The 23,945-nt window shown below is 66.4% G+C and carries 12 protein-coding genes and 1 tRNA gene; 12 read left to right on the top strand and 1 reads right to left on the bottom strand.

Annotation, left to right across the window (positions count from 1 at the left end; all coding sequences use genetic code 11):
• Window positions 1–10: 10 nt before the first annotated feature.
• The gene (locus tag H9639_RS12435) at window positions 11–1,885 is read left to right on the top strand and encodes an ABC-F family ATP-binding cassette domain-containing protein (protein ID WP_191808378.1); all 1,875 of its coding nucleotides are present in this window, start codon (window positions 11–13) and stop codon (window positions 1,883–1,885) included.
• Here H9639_RS12435 and H9639_RS17200 read toward each other — a convergent pair whose 3' ends face one another.
• The gene (locus H9639_RS17200) at window positions 1,886–2,980 is read right to left on the bottom strand and encodes an NUDIX domain-containing protein (RefSeq protein ID WP_191808377.1); all 1,095 of its coding nucleotides are present in this window, start codon (window positions 2,978–2,980) and stop codon (window positions 1,886–1,888) included.
• 118 nt (window positions 2,981–3,098) lie between these two features.
• Between H9639_RS17200 and H9639_RS12425 the strand changes: the two genes are divergently transcribed.
• From H9639_RS12425 to H9639_RS12375, 11 genes are all read left to right on the top strand, one after another.
• Window positions 3,099–3,170 (top strand) — tRNA-Gln (locus H9639_RS12425).
• 93 nt (window positions 3,171–3,263) lie between these two features.
• Window positions 3,264–4,775, top strand: coding sequence for a bifunctional UDP-N-acetylglucosamine diphosphorylase/glucosamine-1-phosphate N-acetyltransferase GlmU (glmU, locus tag H9639_RS12420; protein WP_191808435.1), 1,512 nt, complete (start codon window positions 3,264–3,266; stop codon window positions 4,773–4,775).
• Window positions 4,772–5,755, top strand: coding sequence for a ribose-phosphate diphosphokinase (locus H9639_RS12415; protein ID WP_191746045.1), 984 nt, complete (start codon window positions 4,772–4,774; stop codon window positions 5,753–5,755). The genes glmU and H9639_RS12415 overlap by 4 nt, the downstream gene beginning before the upstream one ends.
• Before the next feature lie 229 nt (window positions 5,756–5,984).
• Window positions 5,985–6,584: a 50S ribosomal protein L25/general stress protein Ctc gene (locus H9639_RS12410; protein ID WP_191808376.1), complete on the top strand. Its 600-nt coding sequence runs from the start codon at window positions 5,985–5,987 to the stop codon at window positions 6,582–6,584.
• A gap of 89 nt (window positions 6,585–6,673) precedes the next feature.
• The gene (pth, locus tag H9639_RS12405) at window positions 6,674–7,258 is read left to right on the top strand and encodes an aminoacyl-tRNA hydrolase (protein ID WP_191808375.1); all 585 of its coding nucleotides are present in this window, start codon (window positions 6,674–6,676) and stop codon (window positions 7,256–7,258) included.
• Between the two features lie 451 nt (window positions 7,259–7,709).
• On the top strand, window positions 7,710–10,361 hold the full coding sequence (locus H9639_RS12400) for a helix-turn-helix transcriptional regulator (RefSeq protein WP_191808374.1): 2,652 nt from the start codon (window positions 7,710–7,712) through the stop codon (window positions 10,359–10,361).
• A gap of 20 nt (window positions 10,362–10,381) precedes the next feature.
• Window positions 10,382–13,066 carry a helix-turn-helix transcriptional regulator gene (locus H9639_RS12395; RefSeq protein WP_191808373.1) on the top strand — a complete coding sequence of 895 codons (2,685 nt, stop codon included), beginning with the start codon at window positions 10,382–10,384 and terminating at the stop codon, window positions 13,064–13,066.
• Between the two features lie 215 nt (window positions 13,067–13,281).
• Window positions 13,282–15,984, top strand: coding sequence for a helix-turn-helix transcriptional regulator (locus H9639_RS12390; RefSeq protein ID WP_191808372.1), 2,703 nt, complete (start codon window positions 13,282–13,284; stop codon window positions 15,982–15,984).
• A gap of 181 nt (window positions 15,985–16,165) precedes the next feature.
• Window positions 16,166–18,991 (top strand): LuxR C-terminal-related transcriptional regulator, encoded by a 2,826-nt coding sequence (locus H9639_RS12385; protein WP_191808371.1) that lies wholly within the window; start codon window positions 16,166–16,168, stop codon window positions 18,989–18,991.
• Window positions 18,988–21,735, top strand: a complete 2,748-nt coding sequence (locus H9639_RS17195) for a LuxR C-terminal-related transcriptional regulator (protein WP_191808370.1) — start codon at window positions 18,988–18,990, stop codon at window positions 21,733–21,735. Before H9639_RS12385 ends, H9639_RS17195 begins: the two co-directional genes overlap by 4 nt.
• A 561-nt stretch (window positions 21,736–22,296) precedes the next feature.
• Window positions 22,297–23,904 carry a sugar transferase gene (locus H9639_RS12375; RefSeq protein ID WP_225219518.1) on the top strand — a complete coding sequence of 536 codons (1,608 nt, stop codon included), beginning with the start codon at window positions 22,297–22,299 and terminating at the stop codon, window positions 23,902–23,904.
• Window positions 23,905–23,945: the final 41 nt, after the last annotated feature.

Here is a 23,945-nt window from a genome sequence, read left to right as displayed (position 1 = left end):
GTAGTTCCGATTGGCACACCTGCTTGGCGCTGAGAACCTCAGCATCGCCTTTGGCACCCGCACCATCCTGGACGCTGTTTCCCTTGGCCTCGACGAGGGTGACCGGATTGGCATGGTGGGGCGCAACGGTGACGGCAAATCAACCCTCATGCGGCTGCTCGCCGAACGGCAGACACCGGACAGCGGCCGGGTCACCCGCCGCCGCGACGTCACGGTCGGCTACCTCGACCAGTCGGACGTGCTCGACGGCGACCTGACCGTCGGGCGGGCGATCGTCGGCGACGCCGCGGACCACGAATGGGCCTCCGACCCGAAAATCCGGGACGTGATGAGCGGCCTGGTCCAGGAAGTGGACTGGAACGCGAAGGTGTCCTCGCTTTCCGGCGGGCAGCGCCGCCGCGTGGCACTGGCCAAGCTGCTGATGGGCGACGACGACGTCATTATGCTCGACGAGCCCACCAACCACCTCGACGTCGAAGGGGTGGCCTGGCTGGCACGGCACCTGAAGCAGCGCTGGCGGGCCAACGAAGCCGGCCTGCTGGTGGTCACCCACGACCGCTGGTTCCTCGACGAGGTCTGCACCCGCACATGGGAGGTCCACGACGCCGTCGTCGACCCCTTCGACGGCGGGTACGCCGCCTACGTGCTGGCCCGTGCCGAACGCGACCGCACCGCCGCCGTGGTGGAGAACAAGCGTCAGCAGCTGATCAAGAAGGAACTGGCGTGGCTGCGCCGCGGAGCTCCGGCGCGGACCTCCAAACCCAAGTTCCGGATCGAGGCCGCCAACACCCTGATCGCGGATGTTCCGGAGCCGCGGGACACCCTGTCGCTGAACAAAATGGCCACCGCCCGCCTGGGCAAGGACGTCCTGGACCTGGAGAACGTCTCCCTGGAACTGGGGGACACCCGGCTGTTCCGGAACATCACCCTGCGGCTGGCCCCGGGTCAGCGGCTGGGAATCGTCGGTGTAAACGGTGCCGGGAAAACCACCCTGCTGCGCCTGCTCAACGGCACGGTGGAACCAACTTCCGGGAAGCTCAAGCGCGGCAAGACCGTGCAGACCGCCGTCCTCACCCAGGAAGTCCGGGAACTCGACGATGTGGCGGACCTGCGCGTCATCGAGGTCATCGAGCAGGAGAAGCGGGTCTTCAACGTCGGCGGGCGGGAACTCTCCGCCGGCCAGCTCGTGGAGCAGCTCGGCTTCAGTTCCCAGCGCCAGTGGACCCCGGTGCGGGAGCTTTCCGGCGGTGAACGCCGCCGGCTGCAGCTGCTGCGCCTGCTGGTGGGCGAGCCGAACGTGCTGATGCTCGATGAGCCCACCAACGACCTGGACACCGATACCCTGGCCGCGGTTGAGGACGTGCTGGACGGCTGGCCCGGCACCCTGGTGGTCGTCTCCCACGACCGCTACCTGCTCGAACGCGTTACCGACACGCAGATGGCGCTGCTGGGCGACGGGAAACTGCGGGACCTGCCCGGCGGCGTCGACCAGTACCTGGAGCTGCGCGAAGCGGCGCTCGGAGCCGGGGGCGCCGGCGGGGGACGGGCCTCCCAGGCTTCCCGGGCCGCGCAGGCCGCCGGGTCCCGGCCCGACGCCGCAGGCTCCGGTGCGCCGGGAGCCGGAACGGCGACGGCGGTGGCCGGGTCAGCCCATTCCGAAGCGGACAAGCGTGCCGCGCGGAAGGACCTCACCCGGATTGAACGGCAGCTGACCAAGCTGGCCGCGCAGTCGGAGAAAATCCACGCATCAATGAACGCGGCAACCGCGCAGGGATCGCCGGACTTCGAGGCGCTGGCGGACCTGAACGCGAAACTGCAGGCCATTGCCGCCGAGCAGGAAGAGCTGGAGATGGCGTGGCTGGAGGCCTCTGAACTGCTCGAATAACTACCCGGGCGGTTCGGTTTCCCCGGCCAGCAGCTGCGGCAGAAGATGATCGCGCAGCAGCGGAGAAAGATCCGTCCGCGCGAAGGCCTCGGCCGGGGTCAGCCACAGGGTCTCTTCGATCTCCGCGGCGGCCTGCGGAGCGGGATCGGCGCCGCTGCCGAAAGGCCCCGGCAGGTTCAGGGAAAACAGTCCGGCGTCAATGAACGTGTTGGCTTCATTCGCCGCGGGACCGTACCAGTGGCCGATATCTGCCAGATCCGCAGCCGCCACCCGGAGCCCCAGCTCCTCGTTGACCTCGCGGGCGGCTGCCTGAAGGAAGTCCTCCCCGGGCTCCAGTTTGCCGCCGGGCTGCATAAAGCGATGTGTTCCGCGCTTGCGGACCAGCAGGATCCGTCCTTCGGAGTCGTGCACCAGGACGGCGGAAAGTGTCAGGACCGTGGGCGCTCCTCCCGGCATACCGCCGGGGATGTGCTCCAGCACCGGGGCTTCCTGAAGGCCGGTGAGGCCATTCCAGGAAAGGTTGACCAGGTGCGCGGCCACGGTGGCCTTGTCGGGGGAGCGCGCATCGAGCCACCACTGCCCGGTCATCGCGACCATACCGACCAGCATCTGGGCATACATTCCGCCCATCTCCGCACGCAGCCCCCGGCTGCTGAACTCCTTGGCCAGGATGTGCTCCACGTCCGCGGCGATCCGGGAGAGCAGCGTGGAAAAGGTGCCCTCGGGCTGCGACGGCGGCGCGTCCCGGACCAGGATCCGGAAACCGTCGGTGTGGTTTTCAATGTAGTCCAGCAGCGAATAGGCGGCCCGTTCCAGCAGGACCCGGGGACCGGCGTCGGCCCCCAGCGCTTCGGTGACCGCGGCCAGCAGGCGGTTGAACTCGGTGTCCACCACCTCGGTGTACAGCGCTTCCTTGGAGCCGAAATGCTCATAAACCACAGGTTTGGAGACTCCCGCACCCGCGGCAATATCTTCGATCGTGGCTCCTTCGAGCCCACGCAGTGCAAACAGGGACCGTGCAACGCCGATCAGCTGCGCCCGGCGCTGGGTTCCGGTCATGCGCGGCCGTGAGCGCGCCGCTGTTGTTCTCGCCACCGTCCCAGTCTACGCATCCGCCCGGACGGAAGGCTGGGCGGACCTGGGAACCCAAGTCGCGGAGGAACCTGAACACGTGGCAAACTTATCTCTTGTGTGCAGCGGGAGCTGCGGACTTTCCGCCCTGGTGTAATGGCAGCACCCCGGCCTTTGGAGCCGTGGAGTATAGGTTCGAATCCTATGGGCGGAACGCAAAGCTGGTCGCCGCACTGGGACACATGGAGGCAGAAGACGCCGCCGGGACCCCTGGCCGGACAACGTGTAGGAGCGCTTTTTCGTGAGCATGCAGGATACGCAGGGTACCGGAACGAACACTGGGGCCGGTCCTGCCGCCGTCATTGTCCTGGCCGCCGGGGCAGGCACCCGGATGAAGTCCCGGACACCGAAAATCCTCCACCCGGTTGGCGGGGTACCGATGATCGGACACGCCCTGAACGCCGCGCAGGCCCTGCACCCGCGGATACTTGCCGTTGTGGTCCGTCATGAACGGGACCGGGTTGCTGAACGGGTTGCAGAGCTGCAGCCGGGAGCGCTGATCGTGGACCAGGATGAGGTTCCTGGAACCGGCCGCGCCGTCCAGGCAGCCGTTGAAGCCATTGACGCGGCAGCTCCGCTCGAGGGCACCGTTGTGGTGACCTACGGTGACGTGCCGCTGCTGGAACCGGCCACGCTGCGCGAACTGGTTGCCGTCCATGGTGCGGACTCCAACGCCGTCACCGTCCTGACAGCCCGGGTGGACGACCCCACCGGCTACGGGCGCATCATCCGCGCCGCCGACGGCACCGTCACCGGGATCGTGGAACACAAGGACGCAGACGCCGCGGAGCGTGCAGTCAATGAAATCAACTCCGGTATCTACGCTTTCGACGCAGCCGTGCTCCGTTCCGCCCTCGCCCAGGTCAGCACCGGCAACGCCCAGGGCGAGATGTACCTGACGGACGTCCTTGCCATCGCCCGTGAGGCGGGCGGCCGGGTAGCCGCCGTCGTCACCACTGACCAGTGGCAGGTTGAAGGAGCGAATGACCGGGTGCAGCTGGCAGCCCTGAACGCGGAACACAATCGGCGCATCCTGGACGCCTGGATGCGTGCCGGCGTCACCGTGACGGATCCCGCAACCACGTGGATCGATTCAACGGTCACCCTGGAGGAGGACGTCACCGTCCTGCCCGGCACCCAGCTCCACGGCACCACCCACATAGCGCGCGACGCCGTCGTCGGCCCGGACACCACCCTCACCAACGTTGTGGTCGGTGAAGGCGCCACAGTGATCCGCACCCACGGTTCGGACGCGCAGATCGGGGCAGGGGCCGACGTCGGGCCCTTTGCCTACCTGCGGCCCGGCACCCGGCTGGGGGAGCGCGGGAAGATCGGCACCTTCGTGGAGACCAAAAACGCCCGGATCGGCACCGGTTCCAAGGTGCCGCACCTCACTTACGTGGGGGACGCAACCATCGGCGAGCACTCGAACATCGGCGCTGCCTCCGTTTTCGTGAACTACGACGGCGAAAAGAAACACCACACCACCGTGGGTTCGCACGTGCGCATGGGCAGCGACAACATGTACGTGGCCCCCGTTACGGTGGGCGACGGAGCGTACAGTGGAGCCGGGACGGTGATCCGCAAGGATGTTCCCGCGGGCTCGCTGGCCATCAACGTTGCCCCGCAGCGCAACCTGGAAGGCTGGGTGCCGGCCAACCGTCCGGACTCCGCAGCCGCCCGCGCAGCGGAAGCTGCGCAGACACATTCTTCCCTCTCCGGTACAGATAACCCCACGCGAGAAAGCGACCACGAATGAGCAGCGAAATCACCTCCAAGGGTGAAAAGAAGCTTGTCCTAGCCACAGGACGGGCTCACCCAGAGCTGGCTGAGGAGATAGCCAAGTGTCTGGATACGGACCTGCTGCCGCTGGCCGCGTATGACTTCGCCAACGGTGAGATCTACGTCCGTCCCGGCGAGAGCGTCCGCGGCACCGATGCCTTTGTGATCCAGGCCCACCCGGCGCCGTTGAACAACTGGCTGATGGAACAGCTGATCATGATCGACGCGCTCAAGCGTGCCTCGGCCCAGCGCATCACCGTGGTTTCCCCGTTCTACCCGTATGCCCGCCAGGACAAGAAGGGCCGCGGCCGCGAGCCCATTTCCGCCCGGCTGATCGCAGACCTGTACAAGACCGCCGGCGCTGACCGGATCATGAGCGTGGACCTGCACACCTCGCAGATCCAGGGCTTCTTCGACGGCCCGGTTGACCACCTGATGGCCATTCCGCTGCTGGCCGACTACATCCGCACCCGCGTGGATGTCAGCAACGTCACCGTGGTCTCCCCGGATACCGGGCGCGTCCGCGTGGCCGAGCAGTGGGCCGAGCGCCTGGGCGGGGCTCCGCTGGCCTTCGTGCACAAGAGCCGGGACCTCACCGTCCCCAACCAGGCCGTCTCCAAGCAGGTCGTGGGTCAGGTCGACGGCCGCACCTGTGTCCTGATTGACGACATGATCGACACCGGCGGAACAATCGCCGGCGCCGTGCGCGTGCTGAAGGAAGCCGGTGCCAAGGACGTCATCATCGCCGCCACGCATGCCGTGTTCTCCGATCCGGCGGCGCGCACACTGGCCGAGTCCGGTGCCCGCGAAGTGGTAGTCACCAACACCCTGCCCATCCCGGTGAATAAGCGGTTCGAACAGCTCACCGTGCTCTCCATCGCTCCGCTGATCGCCCGGGCCGTCCGCGAAGTCTTCGAAGACGGATCGGTCACGAGCCTCTTCGACGGCAAGGCCTAGCCGTACGACGGCGGGCCGAAAGGCCCGCCGGATGCGGTAGGATTGTCAGCGATGCCTAGGCGAGGGAGGCCCCGGAAAAATCCGGAGGTACTCCGTTATCGACGGTGGCTGGCAACTTCTCAACTGCACCGCAGTCCCACGGACGCGGTTTCGCAGCTGGTTCGTTCCGATACCGGCGCCGGATAGGCAACTAAAAGCCATTACGGAAGAACCACAACAGGAGTTTGTTATGTCTGACCAGAAGCTTGCAGCCACCACCCGCACCGACTTCGGCAAGGGCGCAGCCCGCAAGGCCCGCGTTGCCGGCAAGATCCCCGCAGTCATCTACGGCCACGGCGCCGACGTGATGCACATCCTGCTGCCCGCCAAGGCAACCACCCTGGCCGTCCGCACCCCGAACGCACTGCTGACCATCGACGTCGACGGCGAATCCCACCTGGCCCTGGCCAAGGACATCCAGCGCGACCCGATCAAGCAGATCATCGAGCACATCGACCTGCTGACCGTCCGCAAGGGCGAAAAGGTTGAGGTTGAGGTCAACGTCCACGTTGAGGGCGAAGTTGCTCCGGGCGCCGTCTTCAACCAGGAAGCCAACACCGTCCTGGTTTCCGCTGACGCCACCAACCTCCCCGAGACCATCAAGGTCAGCGTCGAAGGCCGCACGGCCGGCGAGCACATCACCGCAGGCGACATCGACCTGCCGGCTGGCGTTGAACTGCTGCTGGACCCGGAAACCATGGTTGTCAACGTCTCCGAGCCGACTGTCCAGGACCTGGGCGAGACCTCCGAGGAAGCCGCTGCAGAAGCTCCCGCAGCTGCAGAGGCCTAAGCCTCTTCCACTACGGTTTGCCGGGGCCTGAACTCCTGGACTGAGCCGGCCGGCATCATTCGGAACCAGTTCAAGGAGCAGTCCCACCTGTGAACAGCAACACCTGGCTTGTAGCCGGGCTCGGAAACCCCGGGCCCGGCTACAGCCGTAACCGGCACAACATCGGCCAGATGGTCCTGGATGAGGCCGCCGCCCGCATGGGCGCCCGCTTCAAGACGCACAAGGCACGCGCCCAGGTAGCCGAAGGGCGGATCTCGCTTGGCGGCCCGCGGGTCGTGCTGGCCAAGCCCATGACGTACATGAATCTCTCCGGCGGGCCTGTGTCCGCGCTGGCCCGCTTCTACGGAATCGATCCAGCCCAGGTCATCGCCGTGCACGACGAGATCGATATCCCCTTTAATACCGTCAAGCTCAAGCTCGGCGGCGGTGAAGGCGGGCACAACGGCCTGCGGGATATCAGCAAGGCGCTGGGGACCAAGGATTACCTCCGGCTCCGGGTTGGGGTGGGACGTCCGCCCGGCCGGATGGACACCGCCGATTATGTCTTGAAGGATTTCGGATCAGCCGAGGCAAAAGAGCTCCCCTTCCTGATATCCGATGCAGCCGATGCACTGGAAATCCTCATTTCCGAAGGGCTGACCGCGGCCCAGCAGAAGTTCCACACCGCCTCCTGAGGCCCTCGGGCGGTAAAGCCCCATGTCAAAGCATGCAAGTAGTGCAGGGCATTTTTCGGGTAGTTAACCCGTGCCGCTGAGCCCCCTGCAGGGCATTGTTTGACCCCTAACCCAGGCCTAGACTGGCCGTAGCCTTCGGGCTCCTGAAGCGGGGCCGGCGTCGGGAGGCCTCCGAGACTGGGCCACCCCCATCCCGGCGTCGGTCCCTTATTCACGCTCCAGGTGACTACTCCACAACAAGGAACCACAATTGATTCCCCACCCAAACTCGCCGTAAAGGCATGCCCAAAGTGCATGCCTTCCTATGGACGTATTTGGGGCGTACCCTTCTACCCAGTGGACTAGACACTTAACGGGTGCATATTGGGGGACAGTCATGGCTCGGTCATTAAATGTGGTAAGAAAGAGCCGATGGCCAGGACCGGCCGGCGCAGTTACAGGCCGGCTCTGAGTGAGTCTGGATACCGAACCGGCCCGGCTGGTCGGACGCGCTGAAAGTCTGCGGGTCCTGGAAGCAGCACGGGATGCGGGCCGCGGATCCCTGATCCTGGGACCCCAGGGGATCGGGAAATCGTCGCTGGCGCAGGCCGTTGCGGGAGGATCCTCCGAGTACTACGTCGTCAGCATCCACGGAACCAAGGTGTCCCAGCGGACATCCTACGGTGCCCTGGCCTGGCTCTTGACTCAGCTCGGCGAAGACATCCCCGCCGACACAGCCGCGCAGCCCCTGCTCATGTTTCAAAGACTGGCCGCCCTGCTCCGCGGACATGCCGGGCAGCGGCCTATTCTCGTGTGTGTCTTCAACGCCCAGCACCTTGACGACGCCACGGCACTGGTGATTGCGCAGCTGGCACGCAGCAGCGAGGTCACCGTGGTTGTCACCGCGACCGACCTGCCGAGCTCTCCGGCAGAACTCTTCGCGCTCTGGTCCGATGGTCTGCTGCAGCGCGTTGATCTGGAACCCCTGACTTTGCGGCAGACCAAAACACTCATGGAACAGACGCTGGGAGGTCCGGTCTCACTGCGGGCAGCGGCTGCCATGTGGAACGCGACAGAGGGAAATCCCCAGTTCATCCTGCTGATGGCAGCTGAGCAAAAGGAGGCGGGAACCCTCGTGGAGGTCAGCGGGGCGTGGGTTGCCGCCGGCCCCTATGTCCGGTCCGGGGCGATTGCCGAATTAGTCGGAGCAGATTTGGCGCGGATGAGCGCGGCCGAACGCCGGATCGTGGAGATCCTCTCCTTCGTTGGGACGCTCAGCCTCCCCCAGCTGCTGAAACTCGCCGACGCGCAGGCACTGGACAACCTCCAGGAAAAAGGCACGCTGTCGATCAGCGGCGCTGCCATGCCGATGGTTCGCGTCAGCAGCACCACGCTTTCGGCGGTGGTCACCGGAAGTGTTCCGCTGGGCCGAAGCCGGGAACTCTGGGAAGAAGTATCAGCTGTGCTTGACGTGCCGGATGGGCTGGACCCCTCCGCCGTTCCCGGCTACGTGGCCTGGTCCCTGGCCTGTGAAGCGCTGCCGCCCGTTTCCCTAGTGGAGCAGGCAGCCAGGCTGGCGAACAGCAACGGTGAGCACCGGCGTGCCCTGGCCTATGCCAGGTGTGTAGCCCCAGCGGACCGCAGCCGGGACCTGGTGACCGAGGAAGTCCGCGCCCTGATGGCCCTGGGGGAGAACCACGAAGCACTTTCAATCCTGCAGGACCATGAGTGGAAGCAGACTGGGGACGCCGCGGAGGATGGCAGCTGGATAGCTCTGATGCTCCTGAAGGCAGCGCTGCTGCGCACCATGCCCGCCGGCTCCGGGGCTGCCGTGTCTACGGGCTCCGGGGGAGCCGTATGCACGGAGGTCCGCGCCCGCGTGAACGGGTATACCGGCAGCTGCAAGGCCGAAGCGGAGGCTGCGCTGACTCTCACACAGGCGGAACTGTGCATTGCCGAGGGGCACTACAAGGATGCCGTTGAGCCGTTACTTGGCCTCGTTTCTGCTCCAGATGTGGCGCCGGGTGTCCGCGCCCGGGCCCGGGCCATGGCGGCTGAGGCGCTGGCCGTCACGGGAGAAGCCGCCCAGGGCATGGAATTGCTGGAGGAGACCAGTGCGGCACTGCAGACACCGATGAGCGCCCGCGAACAGGCAGCGCTGGCGACCCGGGTCTTTTACGCCTGTTTTGCGGCAGGCGAGCTCCAGCGCGCGCTGGAGCTGCTCACGGTGGTGGACAGCGCCGGGCCGAAATGGTCTTTCCGCGGCAGCGGGGGAGAACTGGCTCCCGGTCTGATCCGGGCGGCAGCGGGGCAGGCGGATGAGGCGCTGGATCTGCTGCTGCCCGGCATCAGCCAGCTGCGGTATTCGGACCCGGAGAACCTGATGCCGCTCGCTGCCGCACTCACCGCCTATGCCTACCGGCTGCGGGGCGAGACCCAGAACGCCCTGTCCTATGTGGCGATGGCCCCGCGGTTCCGGCACCGTCCGGACTGGTACCCGGAACACAGCACCGCCTATTTCCGCGCGCTGGCCGCTCATGCGGAGGACCCCGTCCTGCTCGCCGGTCAGCTCCGCCGGCTGGCGGAGGAGTCGCTGTCCCGCTCGAATGTTTCCGCCGCGCTGTCCTGCCTGGCTATGGCTGCCTCGCTGGGGGATGAGGCTGCCGCCGTCGAGCTTCAGCGTGTGGCAACGGCCGCCAGCGGCCGCTGGGCTGCCGTGCTGACCGATTACAGTGCCGGGCGTCTTTCACACGATGCGCCGCTGCTGCTTCGGGCTGCGGAAGGAGCCGCCGAACTTGGGCATCACCTGTTCGCCTACCGTGCAGCCGTGCTGATCCGGTCAGAGGGCGTCGCTGCCACCGGAAGAACTGCCGCGCGGTCAGCCCTTGCCGTGGAGAACAAAAGCTTCCGAAAACTGCGCCGGGACAACACCCTGGAACGCCGGATGAAGGAGCTCAACAGCTTCGAGACCGAACTGGTGCGGCTGGCCGGTGGAGAGAGGACCAGGGCCGACATCGCGGCAGAGCTCAATTTGTCTCCGCGGACGATCGACTGGCATCTGGGTAAGATCTTCGACAAGCTCCACGTTTCGGACCGATCCGAGCTGAAGGAAGCCCTGGGTTAGTCCCCGGGCGGGGGGAAGACATGCAGAGTTTCGCGTCGCAGCCAATGGTGGGCCGTGATGATGACGTACAGGCGGTTCTGGCCAGCCTGCGTTCCCAGCAGCTCCACGGCGCCCTTGTGGTGGCGGAGGCAGGGCTGGGTAAGAGTGCCCTGGCACAGGTGGTGGTCGGGGTGCTGGAAACGTCCATGCCGGTCCACCGCGTCCACGCGAGTTCTGCTTTGACCGGCATTCCCTACGGTGCTCTCGCCCCGCTGCTGCCCGACCTCTCCGCCCGTGATACTGGCTCGCCGCTGGCAGTTATGCGTGCCCTGCTGCAAAGACTGCGGCCGGAATCCGAGCCCGCCACCGGTGAGATCCCGCTGGTGGTCGTGGACGATGCGCATGCTCTGGACGAGGCGAGCGCCGACCTCCTGTCCCAGCTGCTGGCTTCCGGAACTATCCGCGTCCTGATCCTGACCCGCAGCATCACCGCGATCCCGGCCGGAATCCCGGACCAGGTGTGGAGCGGCATCATCTCCCGGCACCACCTCGCGCCGCTGACGGAGGAGCAGGTACACGAGCTGTGCCGCCAGATTCTCGACGGTCCGCTTTTGAGCACGACGTCGGGTGAGCTGGCCCGAGTGAGCGGCGGCAACCCGATGTTTGTGCAGGCGCTCGTCGCGGAGACCCGCCGCACAGGCAATTTGGTGCAGCATAACGGTGTCTGGCTGCTGGAGGACTTTGTGCACCCGCCCCAGGGACGGCTCGGGGACCTGCTGAAGGCACAGCTTTCCGGCCTCTCCGTTGAGGAGCGGGAAACCATGGAAATTATTGCCCTCGCCGAGCCGCTCCCGGTTGGTGTGGCCTTCCGGCTGGGCCTGCACCGGTCTGTGGACGCTTTGACTGCGGCCAAACTGGTCAGCGTGGAGGATGCCGGACAACGGCTGCTGCGGCCGCGGCACCCGCTCTACGGCGAGGTGGTGCGTCATATGGTCCCCGCGGCCCGCTCTGCCCGGCTGCGGCAGCGGGTGCATGCCGTGCTGCCCGAACGCCACGAATCCATGGACGGGCTGCTGCGCAGCGTGGCCTGGTCCCTGGACTGCGGAGCGCCCGTTCCCGATGAGCAGCTGCTGCGGGCTGCGTATATGGCCAACAACTTTTTCGACACCACCTTTGCCCTCCGCGCTGCCGGGGAGGTACGCCGGAAAGAGCTTCTGCCTGCCGCAGGCGTGCAGGCCGCACGGGCCCACTACCAGTGCGGGAATTATGAGGCCGCCCGGGATCTGGTCTCCGGGACAGTGGAGGCTGCCATCGATCTGACTACGGCCAAGATGGGAACCCTGCTCACGGTCCAGATCTGCCAGCGTCTGGACGGTGGGGGAACCAAGCTGCGGGCACCCCTGCGGAGTTGGCAGGAAGCCGTCGAACGGATCGAGGCTGCGGCCCGCGCCGCCGGCACGTTTGATCAGAAACTGGAGGCAGAGGCAGTCTCATCCCGCCGTGGCGTGAAGCTGCTCGGGCTGCTGATCGACGTCGCTGAAGGGCACTACCGCACGGCCCTCACCCATCTGCCAGGCCTGCTCGAAGAGAGCCGGCAGGCCGAGGACCTGGAAGCCACAGCGGTGGCGCTCGCGCTGCTGGGCGATGTTTATACGGCTACGGGACGGGCCGAGACCGCCGTCAACCTGACCAGGGAAGCCCTGATGATCGTGACGGGAAACGACCACCGTTTCCTTTCCTACCACCACTTTGTCCTCCACCGGCATCTCTCCGCCCTGCTCTGGGCGGGGTACTGGGAGGAAGTGCGCAGCTGCGTCCACCAGAAAGGCGGAATCACCGCCCGTGCCCTGGTCCATACGGGGGGTGCAGTGGACTTTTGTTTCGCGGTCATGCACCTGCGGCGGGGGCAGCTGGGAGAGGCACGGCCCAAACTCGCCGCCGCTGTCGAAGGACTGCGCGGCTATGACCCCGAAGGGCTGCTCCCGCTGGCCTTGGCGCTCAGTTCGCACATCGCGGCCCATCAGGGAGACCTGGCTCTGGCGGACCAACTGTTACAGGACTACGACCAGCTCGAACCGCGCGGTTCCGTCCATGAGCAGACCATGGCAGCCGGCAACCGGATAGCTTGTACCTACCGGCGCACCAATGATCCACGGGCACTGAAAGATCTCCGCGATCTGGCGGACCAGGCTGAGGAACGGGGCCTGCTGGCAGCGGAGTTCGATCTGCGCACCATCGGCATGCGTATGGGGGATCCGGCCGGATTGAGCCGGCTGCTGAAACTCAGCGATGACTTCCAGGGGCCGTATGCGCGGGCGGTGAACGCCTTCGCGCGTGGCGTGCTGGACCAGGATGTGCCTGCGCTGCTGCGGCTCGCCTCCGACCCCGCCGATTATGACACAGAGGCGCTGGGACCGCTGGCCCTGCAGGAAGCTCTGCGGCTGGCGCGGGCCAGCGGCGACCGCGCCCAGATCCAGCGGGTGCAGCGGGCGGTCGGCAAAACTTCGGAGAAAACTGCCGGACAGCGGAAGCAGCCGGCTGCTCCGTCGCTGACCCGCCGCGAGAAAGATGTGGCAGCTCTCGTCCTCAAGGGTTACCGCAACGCCGAGATCGCTGAACGGTTGTTCCTTTCCGTCCGGACCGTGGAAGGCCATATTTACCGGACCTTCGAAAAACTCGGGATCAGCAAACGCGACGAACTGAGCGCTGAGCTGCTGGGAGAGTAGAGCCGGCGCCGGCGGCCGGGAACTGACCCGGTTTCCCACCCGGAATCCTCTTTCAGCTCAGCCTCCATCCAAGTAGCGGTGCACCGAAAACTCCCAAATTACGCACGCGCCACGGCCTAAAAGCCCGTATGTACTACGTGTAGGCGCGACTCCTCCGGGACCATACCATCGGTCCTCGACCGGCAAATGCCGGCGCGAGAAACCGGAGTGAATTAATGCCCGTTGTTCCCCACAGCCCACCGGATATCCCTGCCCAAACGCGGGTCAGCCGGCCGTCTTTGCTGGCGGGGCGTACAGAAGCGGTCCGCTCCGTCCTCGGGGCGGTTGAGTCAGGCAGCGGAGCGGTCATTGTTGGGCAGGAGGGCATCGGTAAGACTGCTCTTGCCAATCATGTTGCCGCAGCCGTCGCCGACCGGTTCCACGTTGTCTACGTCCGGGGCAGTGCGGTTTCTGCCCGCAGCAGCTACGGGGCGCTGGGCTGGCTGCTCAGCGATCTCCCGGAAGGCATCCTGAACGATCCGGTCCGGGTCCTGGCAGAGCTGAAAACCTATCTGCGGCACCGTGCGGCAGGAAAGCCCGTCCTGTTGATCCTGGACAACGCCCATGAACTTGATCCGCAGAGCCAAATGGTGACAGCTCAGCTGGCCCGGCAGCAGGCCGTGAAATTGCTGGCGACCACACCGGATCTCCTCCGGTGCGGAGACGGCCTGCTGCGCCTCTGGTCCGACGGCGTTCTGCGGCGGACAGATCTGGGCCCGCTGGAGAACCCTGACGCCCGCACCCTGATGGAAACGGTAGCGGGCGGAAGATTGTCTGCCCTCGCGGCACGGACGGTTTGGGCAGACACCCAGGGAAATCCGCTCTTTACGTCTCTGCTGTGCCGTGACCAGATCGCCGCCGGACGCATCCAGCACCGTGGGGACACATGGACGCTGACCGGACCGCTCACCTACGCGGGAGAAATCTCCGACTGGATGGAGAACTGGTACCGCTCCCTGCCGGCCCCGGAACGCCGGGTCATTGAACTGGCCTCCCTGTGCCCGGGCATCCCGATCAGTTCCCTGCTGGCAGTTGCAGACCCGCATGCGGTGGATGCATTGGAGGAACGCGGTGTGCTCCGGGTAAACGTGCGGAACGGATCCGTGTACGTACGGGAACGCCTTTACGCCAGGCTGGTGGCCCGGCTGGTGCCGGTGGGCCGTTCGTTTGATCTTTGGCATGAGCTCCTGGCCACTGAGCCGGATCTGGACCGTTTCCCGGACTCGGCAGCCAAGGCCTACGCTTCCTGGTCGGCTGTCTCCGGCGCCCGGCTTGCGCCCGGCATTGCCCGGCGCGCGGGGGCAGCGGCTCTTGCTGCCGGAGATCCGGAAGCGGCGCTGAAGATCACCGCAGCAGTTCCGGATTACCGCAGTTCTCCGGAAGTGATGCTGGAACGGGGGCGGGCGCTGTCTGCCCTGGGACGGACACAGGAAGCAGAAGCCGAGCTTCAGGCTGTGGTGCGGCTGGGGGATCCTGCCACCATGGTGGCAGCCCACCTGGAACTGGCCCTGGCCAGGTGTGCCCTTGACCCTGCCGCAGCTTCGCCGGCCGCCAGCATCGCATCCGCGGAAGAGGCCGCCGCAGCGCTGCCTGCTGATGGCCGGAAGCGGGCCGGGCAGTGTGCCCTAGTGGTCAGGGCAGTCCTGGCGGTCCGTGAGGGGGACCGGCGTCAGTTGCCGCAGGGACTTGACCAAATCTCGCAGGATACCGACGTTCCCGAGGCCATTCGGCTGATGGCCGGCGTGGCAGACGCCCAGGCGCTCGCCATGACCGGGCAGAGCGATGCCGCAGCGGCAGCAGCCGGCATACTCTGGAACAACCTGCAGGACGCGCAATGCCTGCCCAAGCTGCACGGAGCTGAAATCCTCACCGGCACCATTTCGGCGTACATGTTGTGCGGGGACTTCACCACCGCGCTGGAAGTAATTACCAAAGCGTCGAGCCTTCGCTACCTCGACGCGCACCTGGGAGCGTGGGCAGAGCTCCCGGCCGGTACCATCCATGCCCTGAGCGGACGGGCCGACGCCGCTTTGGAGTATCTGACTCCCGCCTGCAGGCAGCTGGAAACGAACGACCCGGCAGACCTGCTGCCCTTGGCCTACGCTGCGGCTGCCTACTGCTATGCGGTGAAACAGGACTGGGACCGGATGCGGGAGATACTGGTGGCCGCCCCGGCGTTCAGGTGCCGTCCAGCAGCTGTCGTTCTGGGGCTGACCAGGTATTTCCGGGCCGCGGCGGCGCTGGAGAGAAACCCGGATGCTCAGACGGCCCAGCCGCTGCTGGTCCAGGCCCTGGAGGCGCAGCAGAGGGGATCCTTCGCGGAAGCTGTTCTGTGTTACGGCGCTGCCGCCGCGGCCGGCAGTGAGAGCGCGGCGGGACATCTGGCAGCGGTTTCCGCTGCCGGCACAGGAGCAGCCGCGCGGATGTATCAGCAGCTCGCCGCAGGACTGCAGCGGCAGGATGGCCCGGCGCTGCTGGAGGCAGCTGAGCGGGCGATGCAGCTGGGAAACTACGGTCTGGGCTACAAGGCGGCGCAGGCAGCCCACGATGCGGCTGCCGTATCCATGGACCGGGAGCTGATCCGGCGCTCGCGGGCCACCGCCAACGAGTGCTACCGCTACCTCGCCGAGGCCCACAGCATCGGTCACCGGCTTAGTCAGCTCTCCGAGTTCGAGCGGGACCTGGCAGTGCGCGCGGCGGACGGCGAAAGCAGCATCCGGCTGGGCGCAGCACTTCACCTGTCCTCGCGAACCATTGATTGGCATCTCGGCCGGATCTTCCAAAAACTGCACGTTTCCGGAAGGTCCGAACTGCGGCGGCTCCTCAGCCGGCAAGTAGTTGAGGAGGAAAGAAGAGGCTCGAACCCCTCAGCCAAGTAACTGGCGCGTACCCGCTGCACCCTTTCCAAGTACCGGACCTCAGTTTTGTGGTTGTGATTCAAGTAGAGGCTGGCGATTACTGGTGACGGGTACTCGTGCTGCTGCCTACGGGGGCTACCTAGTCTGTTGAACGCCTGCCTGCATGGCGCAAGACAGGTCGCTGGATAGAAGAGGTCTCGCTGTGAAAAATCATCACTCCGAAGGTGCCAACGCGCTCAAGGTGCATACCGCCGACATTCCTGACCCCGGATCGGCCCACAACCAGCAGGGGAATCCCACCCTGTTCCTGGGCCGGGCATCGGCTGTCCGCAGTGTGGCGGAGCGGTTGACTGCGCACGCCGGGTCCTCGGGCTGCCTGCTGATTGGCCCGGCCGGCAGCGGGAAGAGCGCACTCATGCGCCACGTTCTGCACGTCCACTGTGAGGACGCTTATGTCGTTCACATCCGCGGGTCGGCCTTTGCCGGGCGAACCCCGTTCGGCGCTCTGACCTTCCTGCTCTCCGACCTGGAACCGGACACAGCAACCCATCCGGTGCTGATCCTGCGCGGCCTCACTGAGTTGATCCGCGGACGCGCGGCCGGGCGCAGCATCATCCTGGTGGTGGACAACGCCGAGGAGCTCGATGAGTTCTCGGCAATGGTCCTCAGCCAGATGGTCCTGAACCGTGCAGCACGGATGATCGCAGCATTCCGGGATTTCAGTGCTGCACCGGCGGAGTTCATGGGACTCTGGCGCGACGGGATGCTGACCCGGATGGACCTCGGTCCATTATCTGCCGCGGAATGCTCCCAGCTGGCCGAAGCAGAACTTGAGGGACCCATCTCGCGTGCCGCGGCGGAAGACCTGGCCGGAATCAGCGGAGGTAATCCCAGCCAACTGATCGCCGCCGTCGCCGACTACCGCGACTGCGGCCGGATCCGCAGGGAAGGGGAGGTGTGGGTGCTGGACCCGGAGCGGCGTCCTGCGTATCCCCGGCTGGCCGCAGCAATGCTGCACGCGGTTTCGGGACTGGGCCAGGGCCAGCACAATCTTCTGGAAGCCCTCGCCCTCTGCGGCACCCTGCCGCTGAAGAAAGTCCTCGAGCGGGCGGAAAGCGCGGAAGTGGATGCCCTGCAGGAGTCCGGGCTGCTCGAGCTCGCCCAGGCTCATGAACCGGTCCTGTCCCTGGCCAACCCGTCACTGGGTGCCGTGCTGCGGTCCCAGCTGGATACCGACCGGCGGCGGGAACTGATGTCCTGGCTGGGACCGGACTCCAGCACCTCATCGCCCTGGCTCAGCGCTGAATGGTTTTTGTCCGTCAAGGGGCAACTCCCGCCGGGTTTGGCCACCGCCGGGGCCAGGGAAGCAAATGAGCGGGGGAACCATCAGGCCGCGGCGGCAATCCTCGCTGGCGATCCGGCAGCGCTTTCTTCGCCCGCCGCCCTCCTGGAACTCGTCCGCGCACATGTGGGTGCCGGTGCGTTTGAAGCCGCTGCCGATGTCCTGTCGGAGCACCGCACACTGATCAGGTCCTCTCCGGTGGACCCGGCCGCCTGCGGTCTGCTGATCATCGAGAACCAGGTTCTGTGCAGGGACTCCGTGGCGGCGCCGGCTGAGGCGCCGCGGGCCGGTGCCGGATGGGAAGGCCGCCCGGCGCTGCCGCAGCCGCCTGGCCCGCGGGGGCACACCGGTGTCCTGGAAGAGGCGGAGCGTCTGCTGGCCTCCCTGGATGAGAGCACTGTCCCGCGTGCTGAAACTGCGGAACTGGCGGCGGAACTGATCCTGGCCCGGGCCGAGTGCCACTCACGGCACGGGGACTACCAGGCGAACATGGAGTTCCTGACCCGTATTCATGCCCGGGGCGATGAACTGGGCCGCCGGCTCAGGGTGCTCGCCGGCGCCTGGCTGTGTGAGGCATGGGCGATCACAGGGAGGGCGGACGACGCCCTCGAGCTCGCGGCTTCCCTCTGGCAGCTGATGGCAGACGCTCCGCGCGGGACTTTCGAGGACGCGGGCGGTACCGCCGCGAAGGCACGGATAGTCCACGCACTGCTCGTCTCGGGTGCGCTGCGGAGCGCCGCGGAACTCCTGGCGCACGGTCCGGGCGGAACCGAAGAGGCGGAGCTGGGCGGGACGCTGCGGCAATTGTGCGACGGCCTGCTGCACGCCTACGCAGGGCGTCCTGCGGCCGCGGCTGCCGAGCTGATCCCGGCCCTCTGCCAGCTTTCGGCCGCTGATCCGATGGGGCTGAAACCAGCGGCTGCCTCCGCCGCTGCCTACGCGGCAGCCGTGCAGGGCCGGCATGAACGGGCCGAACAGCTCCTCAAGACTGCCGCCGCGGTTTCCGGCGGAACGCCATCCTGGGCGCTGCAGCGGACGGGCAGACACTTCGCTGTTCTGGCTGAAGCGGCGCTCGGCTCACCGCGGGCGGTGCCGGAGCTCCTGCTGCTGGCTGATGAGGATGATCGCCGGCAGGCGTACTCGTTCAGCCTGCAGGCGCTGCTGGCCGCCGTCCGGCTGGGCAGCACCGGATCCGTGGAGCGGCTGCTCGACAGGAGCTGCACCGTACAGGGCGGCTTTGGCGTGCTCTGCGAGGACTATGCCAAAGGCTTGGGGACCCTCGACGCGCAGCTCCTGCTGCAGGCCGCGGCGGCCGCAGGCGAGGATGGCCACGAACTGCTGGCGCATGAAACGGGCGAGCGTGCCTTGGAAGTCGCATCGGGTGCGGGGGACCGGGCAACGGTGCGGTTCATCCACCGCAACCGCCGGATGAACTCGCAGGAGGGGGAAGCGGACAGCGAAGTAGAGGACTGGCTGCGCGGACTTACCTCCAGGGAGAGGGCGATTGCACGTCAGGCGGCTGCCGGCACCAGCAACAAGATGATTGCCCAGGAGCTTTCCATCTCGGTGCGTACCGTGGAAGGCCATCTCTACCAGATCTACTCAAAACTGCATGTGGGGAGCCGGCGGGAGCTCGCGAACCTTGTGGCAGCTGACAAGACCGCGCGGGAAGGCGGACAGCTGTGAAGGCACAGGAGAATCAGGCAACGTCTTTCCTCCGCAGCGCAGAGGCCGAGGACATCGCCAACCGGCTGCTGGACCCGGCACTGCGGGGAGCGGTGGTCCTGGGTCAGGACGGAATGGGCAAGACCGCTGTCGCAGCCGAAGTGCTCACCCGCCTCGAGGGGATCGTGGAGCCCTACCGCGTCCACGGCAGTCCGGTGCTGTCCCGGATTCCCTATGCCGTGCTGACACCGTTTATGGACAGCAGCGACGCCAGGGATCTCGAGTCTCCGCTGGTGGTCCTGCGCAATATCCGCCGCTACTTCCGGGCCCGGGCGGAGGCAGGGCACCCACAGGCGCTGCTGGTTGTCGACGACGCCCATCACCTCGACGAAGCCAGCAGCCATGTCCTGGTCCAGCTCGCGCTGTCCGGGGAACTGCGCCTGTTTGTTCTTTCGCGCAGCCGCGGGGTACAGATCCAGGAACTGCTGTCCCTGGCCAGGGATGGGCTGATGGCCCGGGTGGACCTCGCCCCGCTCACCCCGGACGCCGTCCATAAGCTGTGCACGCACCTGCTGGACGGCCCCGTGCTCAGCGCGTCCAGCTCCATTCTGGCCCAGATGTCCGGCGGGAATCCGCTCTATGTCAAAGCGCTGATTTCAGCAGCCAGCCGGAACGGCGAGCTGGTGCAGCGCAATCAGGCGTGGTTCCTCCGTGCGCTGCCCACCGCCTTGGAGCCCACGGTGCAGGATCTGGCCAAAGAACTCCTGTCCGGACGGACACCTGCCGAACGCAGCATCCTCGAAGCTGTGGCACTTGCCGGCCTGCTTCCCCGCTCCGCGCTGGCGTCCCTGGGTACGCAGGAGGCAGTGCAGTCCCTGCTGGATGACGGATACCTCGAGGCCGCACCGGATGTCCCTGACCTGATCGGTTACGCTCAGCCGCTCCACGCAGACGCCGTCCGCAGCCTGGTTCCGCCGATGCGCAGCATCACCATCCGAAGCCAGGTCCGCGGGCATGCCCCCGGTACCGGGAAGTCTGCGTCGCTGGCGCATCTTTCCTGGGCGCTGGACTGCGGCGAGCAGATCTCCGGACAGGACCTGCTGGAGGGTGCGCGCCGGGCCAATGCGGCCGGAGACTCCGAACTGGCGCACCGCCTTGCCGCTGCGATCCAGGACGAATCGCTGCGTATGGCAGCGCAGGTCCAGTCCGCCGTCGCCCATCTGGCGCTGGGGAACATCTCCCAGGCCAAGAGGGAACTGGACGACGCCGTTGCTGCCGCACCGGACACGGACACGCTGGACGCCGCGGTCCTTGCGTCCGCGCAGCTCGTGGCTGCCTCCGCGCGTCCCGGGAATGAGATGCAGACTCTGACCGGTGCCTGGGCTTCCCGCGACGCGGAACTGGCGGCGGGAAGGGGAGACGGGACCGGAGCAGACGGGACCGGACGGGCCGCCTGGCTCGAGACAGGAACAGCAGTCCTGGCCGTGTGGGCGCGCATTCTCGATGGAAACCTGCTGCAGGCTGGGCCGCCGGCTGCCGGCGCTCTTGGTTCGCTGGACCCGGAAGCGGGACAACCGGCATACTCCGCAACGCCGGTGTTCCACGAGGCCAGGGCGCTGGGCTTCGCGCTCGCAGCTGAGCTGCGGACGGCGGCGGGCACCATCGGGGAGGCTGTCCGCGCGGCACACGGGGCCCGGACTGAAATTCTGCAGGATCCGCAGGCCAGCAGCATGGCCCGCGGACAGGTCTTCGTCCGGCGGGCCATGGCTCTGCTGCACGGAGGCAGGTTCGAGAAACTCCGCCAGCTGCTCATGGCCGAACGGTCGGCGAACCCCCACTACCTGCTCGCCTACGGCGGAACCATTGGCTTGCTTGAGGGTGCGCTGGAAATCCGTCAGGGCCGATTCCGGGAGGGCCTGCTTCGGCTGCGGCCCGCCGTCGAAGCCCTCCGCTCACGGGATCCGGAGCGGCTGCTGCCCTACGCGCTGGGGATGGCGGGGTACGCAGCATCCGTCACCGACGACGCAAGTCCTGCCATCAAGTACGCCGCGGAAGTTGACGCACTTGGCTACACCGGTCCGAAAGGCTGCTGGCTGAGTGCCCAGGCCTTCGCTGCCGCTGCCCTGGCACCGCAGGGAACTGAAGAGCCTCCGCCGCCCCAGATACGGGAACTGGCGGCGGAAGCCCGGGACGCCGGTCAGCTTGCCGCCGAAAAGGACATCCTTGAACTGGCGCTTGCAGTTGGCGATCTCAAACAGGCCCGCCGGCTGGTTGACCTGACGGACTCCTTTGAAGGCGCCGAGGCGCTGGCCCTCCACGCTTACGCGGCTGCAGTTGCGGCTGACAACCCTGAGCGGATGGTAGCTGCCGCGGATGAGGCGGTCCGATGCCGGAAGTACCTGGTGGCGGTTGAATGCATCGGCCACGCTATCCGTTACTACGGTGCCCACAACAACCTGCGGCGGCAGCGGGCCCTGATTCAGCAACTCCGGCGCCGGCGGGAGGAGCTGGCCGGTGTCACTGTGTCCTATCTGAGTCCCAGCGTGCACCAGGTCCGGCTCACCAGGCGGGAGCATGAAATTGTGCACCTGTTGCTCGAGGGGGCCAGCACCAGGGATATTGCGACCCGCTTCACGCTGTCGCAGCGGACGGTTGAAGGCCATGTGTACCGGATCTACGTGAAGCTCGGCATCAGCCGGCGCACGGAACTGGAAACCGTCTACCGGGCGCTGGAAGCCGAACCTGAGGTCCACACCGGCCGGTAGCCAAGTAACCGCTGTCTCCGGACGGGTACCGCCCTAAATACCGCAAGTGACTGAGCCGCTTTTTGGGGTGCCTGCTACTGGTGCCCGCGCCCTGAGACTGCCGTTGACTAAGACCGGTCAGCAGGAAGAAGTGCAAAGAAGGTCTCACATGCGCGGCTCAACCGAACTACCGGGGTGCTCTCCCGTCCTTTCTGCCCGTTCCATATCCGGTTCGCCAACAACTGGTCCCGCCCGGCATTCAGCCTGGTGGGGGCCTCCACAAGCGGAGCCGGCGGCGTCGAAGTCTGCTGAGACCCAGACTTCCCCCCAGCCGCCGCCGGCTCCTTCTACCGGCTCGATCCCGGCAGGAACCAACCAGAGGGCGACGGTCTCGCTATGAGTGCAGAAACCCGCAGGCTCCGGCATGAGGACCAACACCGGCATGAGGACCAACACCGGCAGGAGCCAGGACCCATGGCAGGCGATATAGTCCGCCCGTCCCGTCCTCCGGCCCAGCACACCGAGGCTGGAGCCGTGAACCGCGTCCGCGTCCAGAAACGGCTTCAGGAGGCCGACATACACATGGACTTTGGAACTCATCCCGCCATGACGGCCCTGATCGATACGCCGCCGGCGGCAACTACGGCAACTGCACCGTCAACGTCCAACGGATCAGCAGCTGGTCAGGGCACGGCTCCCACCCAGCAGCATGTTTTTCCGAACTTCGTGACCCACCCCTTCGCCAGAGGAAGCTCGGCCAGGACTGCTGCGGTGGTCTGGAACCGCCGCTATGTCCGGATCCTGACCGTTACGGACGCACTGGTGGTATGCGGAGCAGTGCTGGCCGGAAATGTGGCGAGATTCGGACTGGAGCCCGCGGAACTGCGGGTGGGTCCCTTCGATGCCCCGTATCTGTTGCTCTCCGCCGTGATCTGCCTGGCCTGGATGCTGGCCCTGCACATCTACCGGAGCAGGGACGAACGGATTGTGGGCATGGGCCCGGATGAATACAAGCGCACGATCAACGCTGCCTTCGCAGTAACGGCGGGTCTGGCGTTCGCAGTGGTGGTTTTCCAGCTCGAGATCGCACGGGGATACATCGCGTTTATTCTGCCCATCGGAACGGCCGGGCTGCTGTGTTCCCGGTGGCTGCTGAGGCAGTGGCTCCAGCGTCAGCGGCAGCGGGGGAAATACCTGGCCCGGGTTCTTGTGCTGGGCCGGCCACGCGACGTTCGGTACGTGGTGCAGCAGATCGGATCGAAGTCGCGGGCAGCCTACAACGTGGTTGGGGTGGCGCTGACGGGCAAGCCCCGGTCCTGGCTGGACGTGGGCGGCGCGCAGCTGCCTGTTGTATCCGACGAACACTCGGTTGTTGATGCCGTGGCCCGGGTACGTGCCGACGCGGTCATCGTGGCTGGCCCCACCAAGGGCGGAAGCCGGTACGTCCAGGAGCTTGGCTGGAAGCTGGAGGAATCAGCCACCCAACTGATTCTGACCACCGGGCTCACGAACGTAGCCGGCCCGCGGATCCACGCGCGCCCGGTCGAAGGCCTGCCGCTGATGTATGTGGAACTTCCCCAGTACACAGGCGGCAAACACGTGATCAAGCGCGGACTGGACATCCTGCTCTCCGGCACCGCTTTGCTGGTTCTCATCCCGGTCCTTGCCCTGCTGGCCATCCTTGTCCGGCGGGACAGTCCGGGGCCGGCAATTTTTCGGCAGGAGCGTGTCGGCCGGGGCGGCGGAACCTTCGAAATGCTGAAATTCCGCTCCATGGTGGAATCCGCTGAGGACGACCTCGCCGGCCTGCTGGACCGCAATGAAGGCGCCGGCGTCCTCTTCAAGATGCAGCAGGACCCCCGCGTCACCAGGGTGGGCCGGTGGATGCGGAAGTACTCGCTGGACGAGCTGCCCCAGCTCTGGAACGTCTTCCTGGGGCATATGTCACTCGTTGGCCCCAGGCCGCCGTTGCCGCGGGAAGTGGCGCAGTACGGCGACCGGGTGCATCGCAGGCTCTACATCAAGCCGGGGCTGACGGGTATGTGGCAAATCAACGGCCGGTCAGAACTGAACTGGAAAGACGGAGTGCGGCTGGACCTCTACTACGTCGAAAACTGGTCGCTCGCGGGCGACCTCATCATCCTCTGGCGCACGGTGAAGATGCTCCACCGGCCAGTAGGTGCGTACTAGGCAGATCACATCCGGCTTCGGCTGGCCTCACGTCAACAAGG

It is taken from the genome of Arthrobacter gallicola (assembly GCF_014836775.1).
GTDB lineage: Bacteria > Actinomycetota > Actinomycetes > Actinomycetales > Micrococcaceae > Arthrobacter_B > Arthrobacter_B gallicola.
The sequence above is the reverse complement of the archived record's forward strand: the minus strand, read 5'-3'. Positions and strand labels throughout refer to the sequence as shown.

Coding starts and splice junctions, on each gene's coding strand:
- glmU (WP_191808435.1), top strand. CDS start 3,264: ATGCAGGATACGCAGGGTACCGGAACGAACACTGGGGCCGGTCCTGCC.
- H9639_RS12415 (WP_191746045.1), top strand. CDS start 4,772: ATGAGCAGCGAAATCACCTCCAAGGGTGAAAAGAAGCTTGTCCTAGCC.
- H9639_RS12410 (WP_191808376.1), top strand. CDS start 5,985: ATGTCTGACCAGAAGCTTGCAGCCACCACCCGCACCGACTTCGGCAAG.
- H9639_RS12395 (WP_191808373.1), top strand. CDS start 10,382: ATGCAGAGTTTCGCGTCGCAGCCAATGGTGGGCCGTGATGATGACGTA.
- H9639_RS12390 (WP_191808372.1), top strand. CDS start 13,282: ATGCCCGTTGTTCCCCACAGCCCACCGGATATCCCTGCCCAAACGCGG.
- H9639_RS12375 (WP_225219518.1), top strand. CDS start 22,297: ATGGACTTTGGAACTCATCCCGCCATGACGGCCCTGATCGATACGCCG.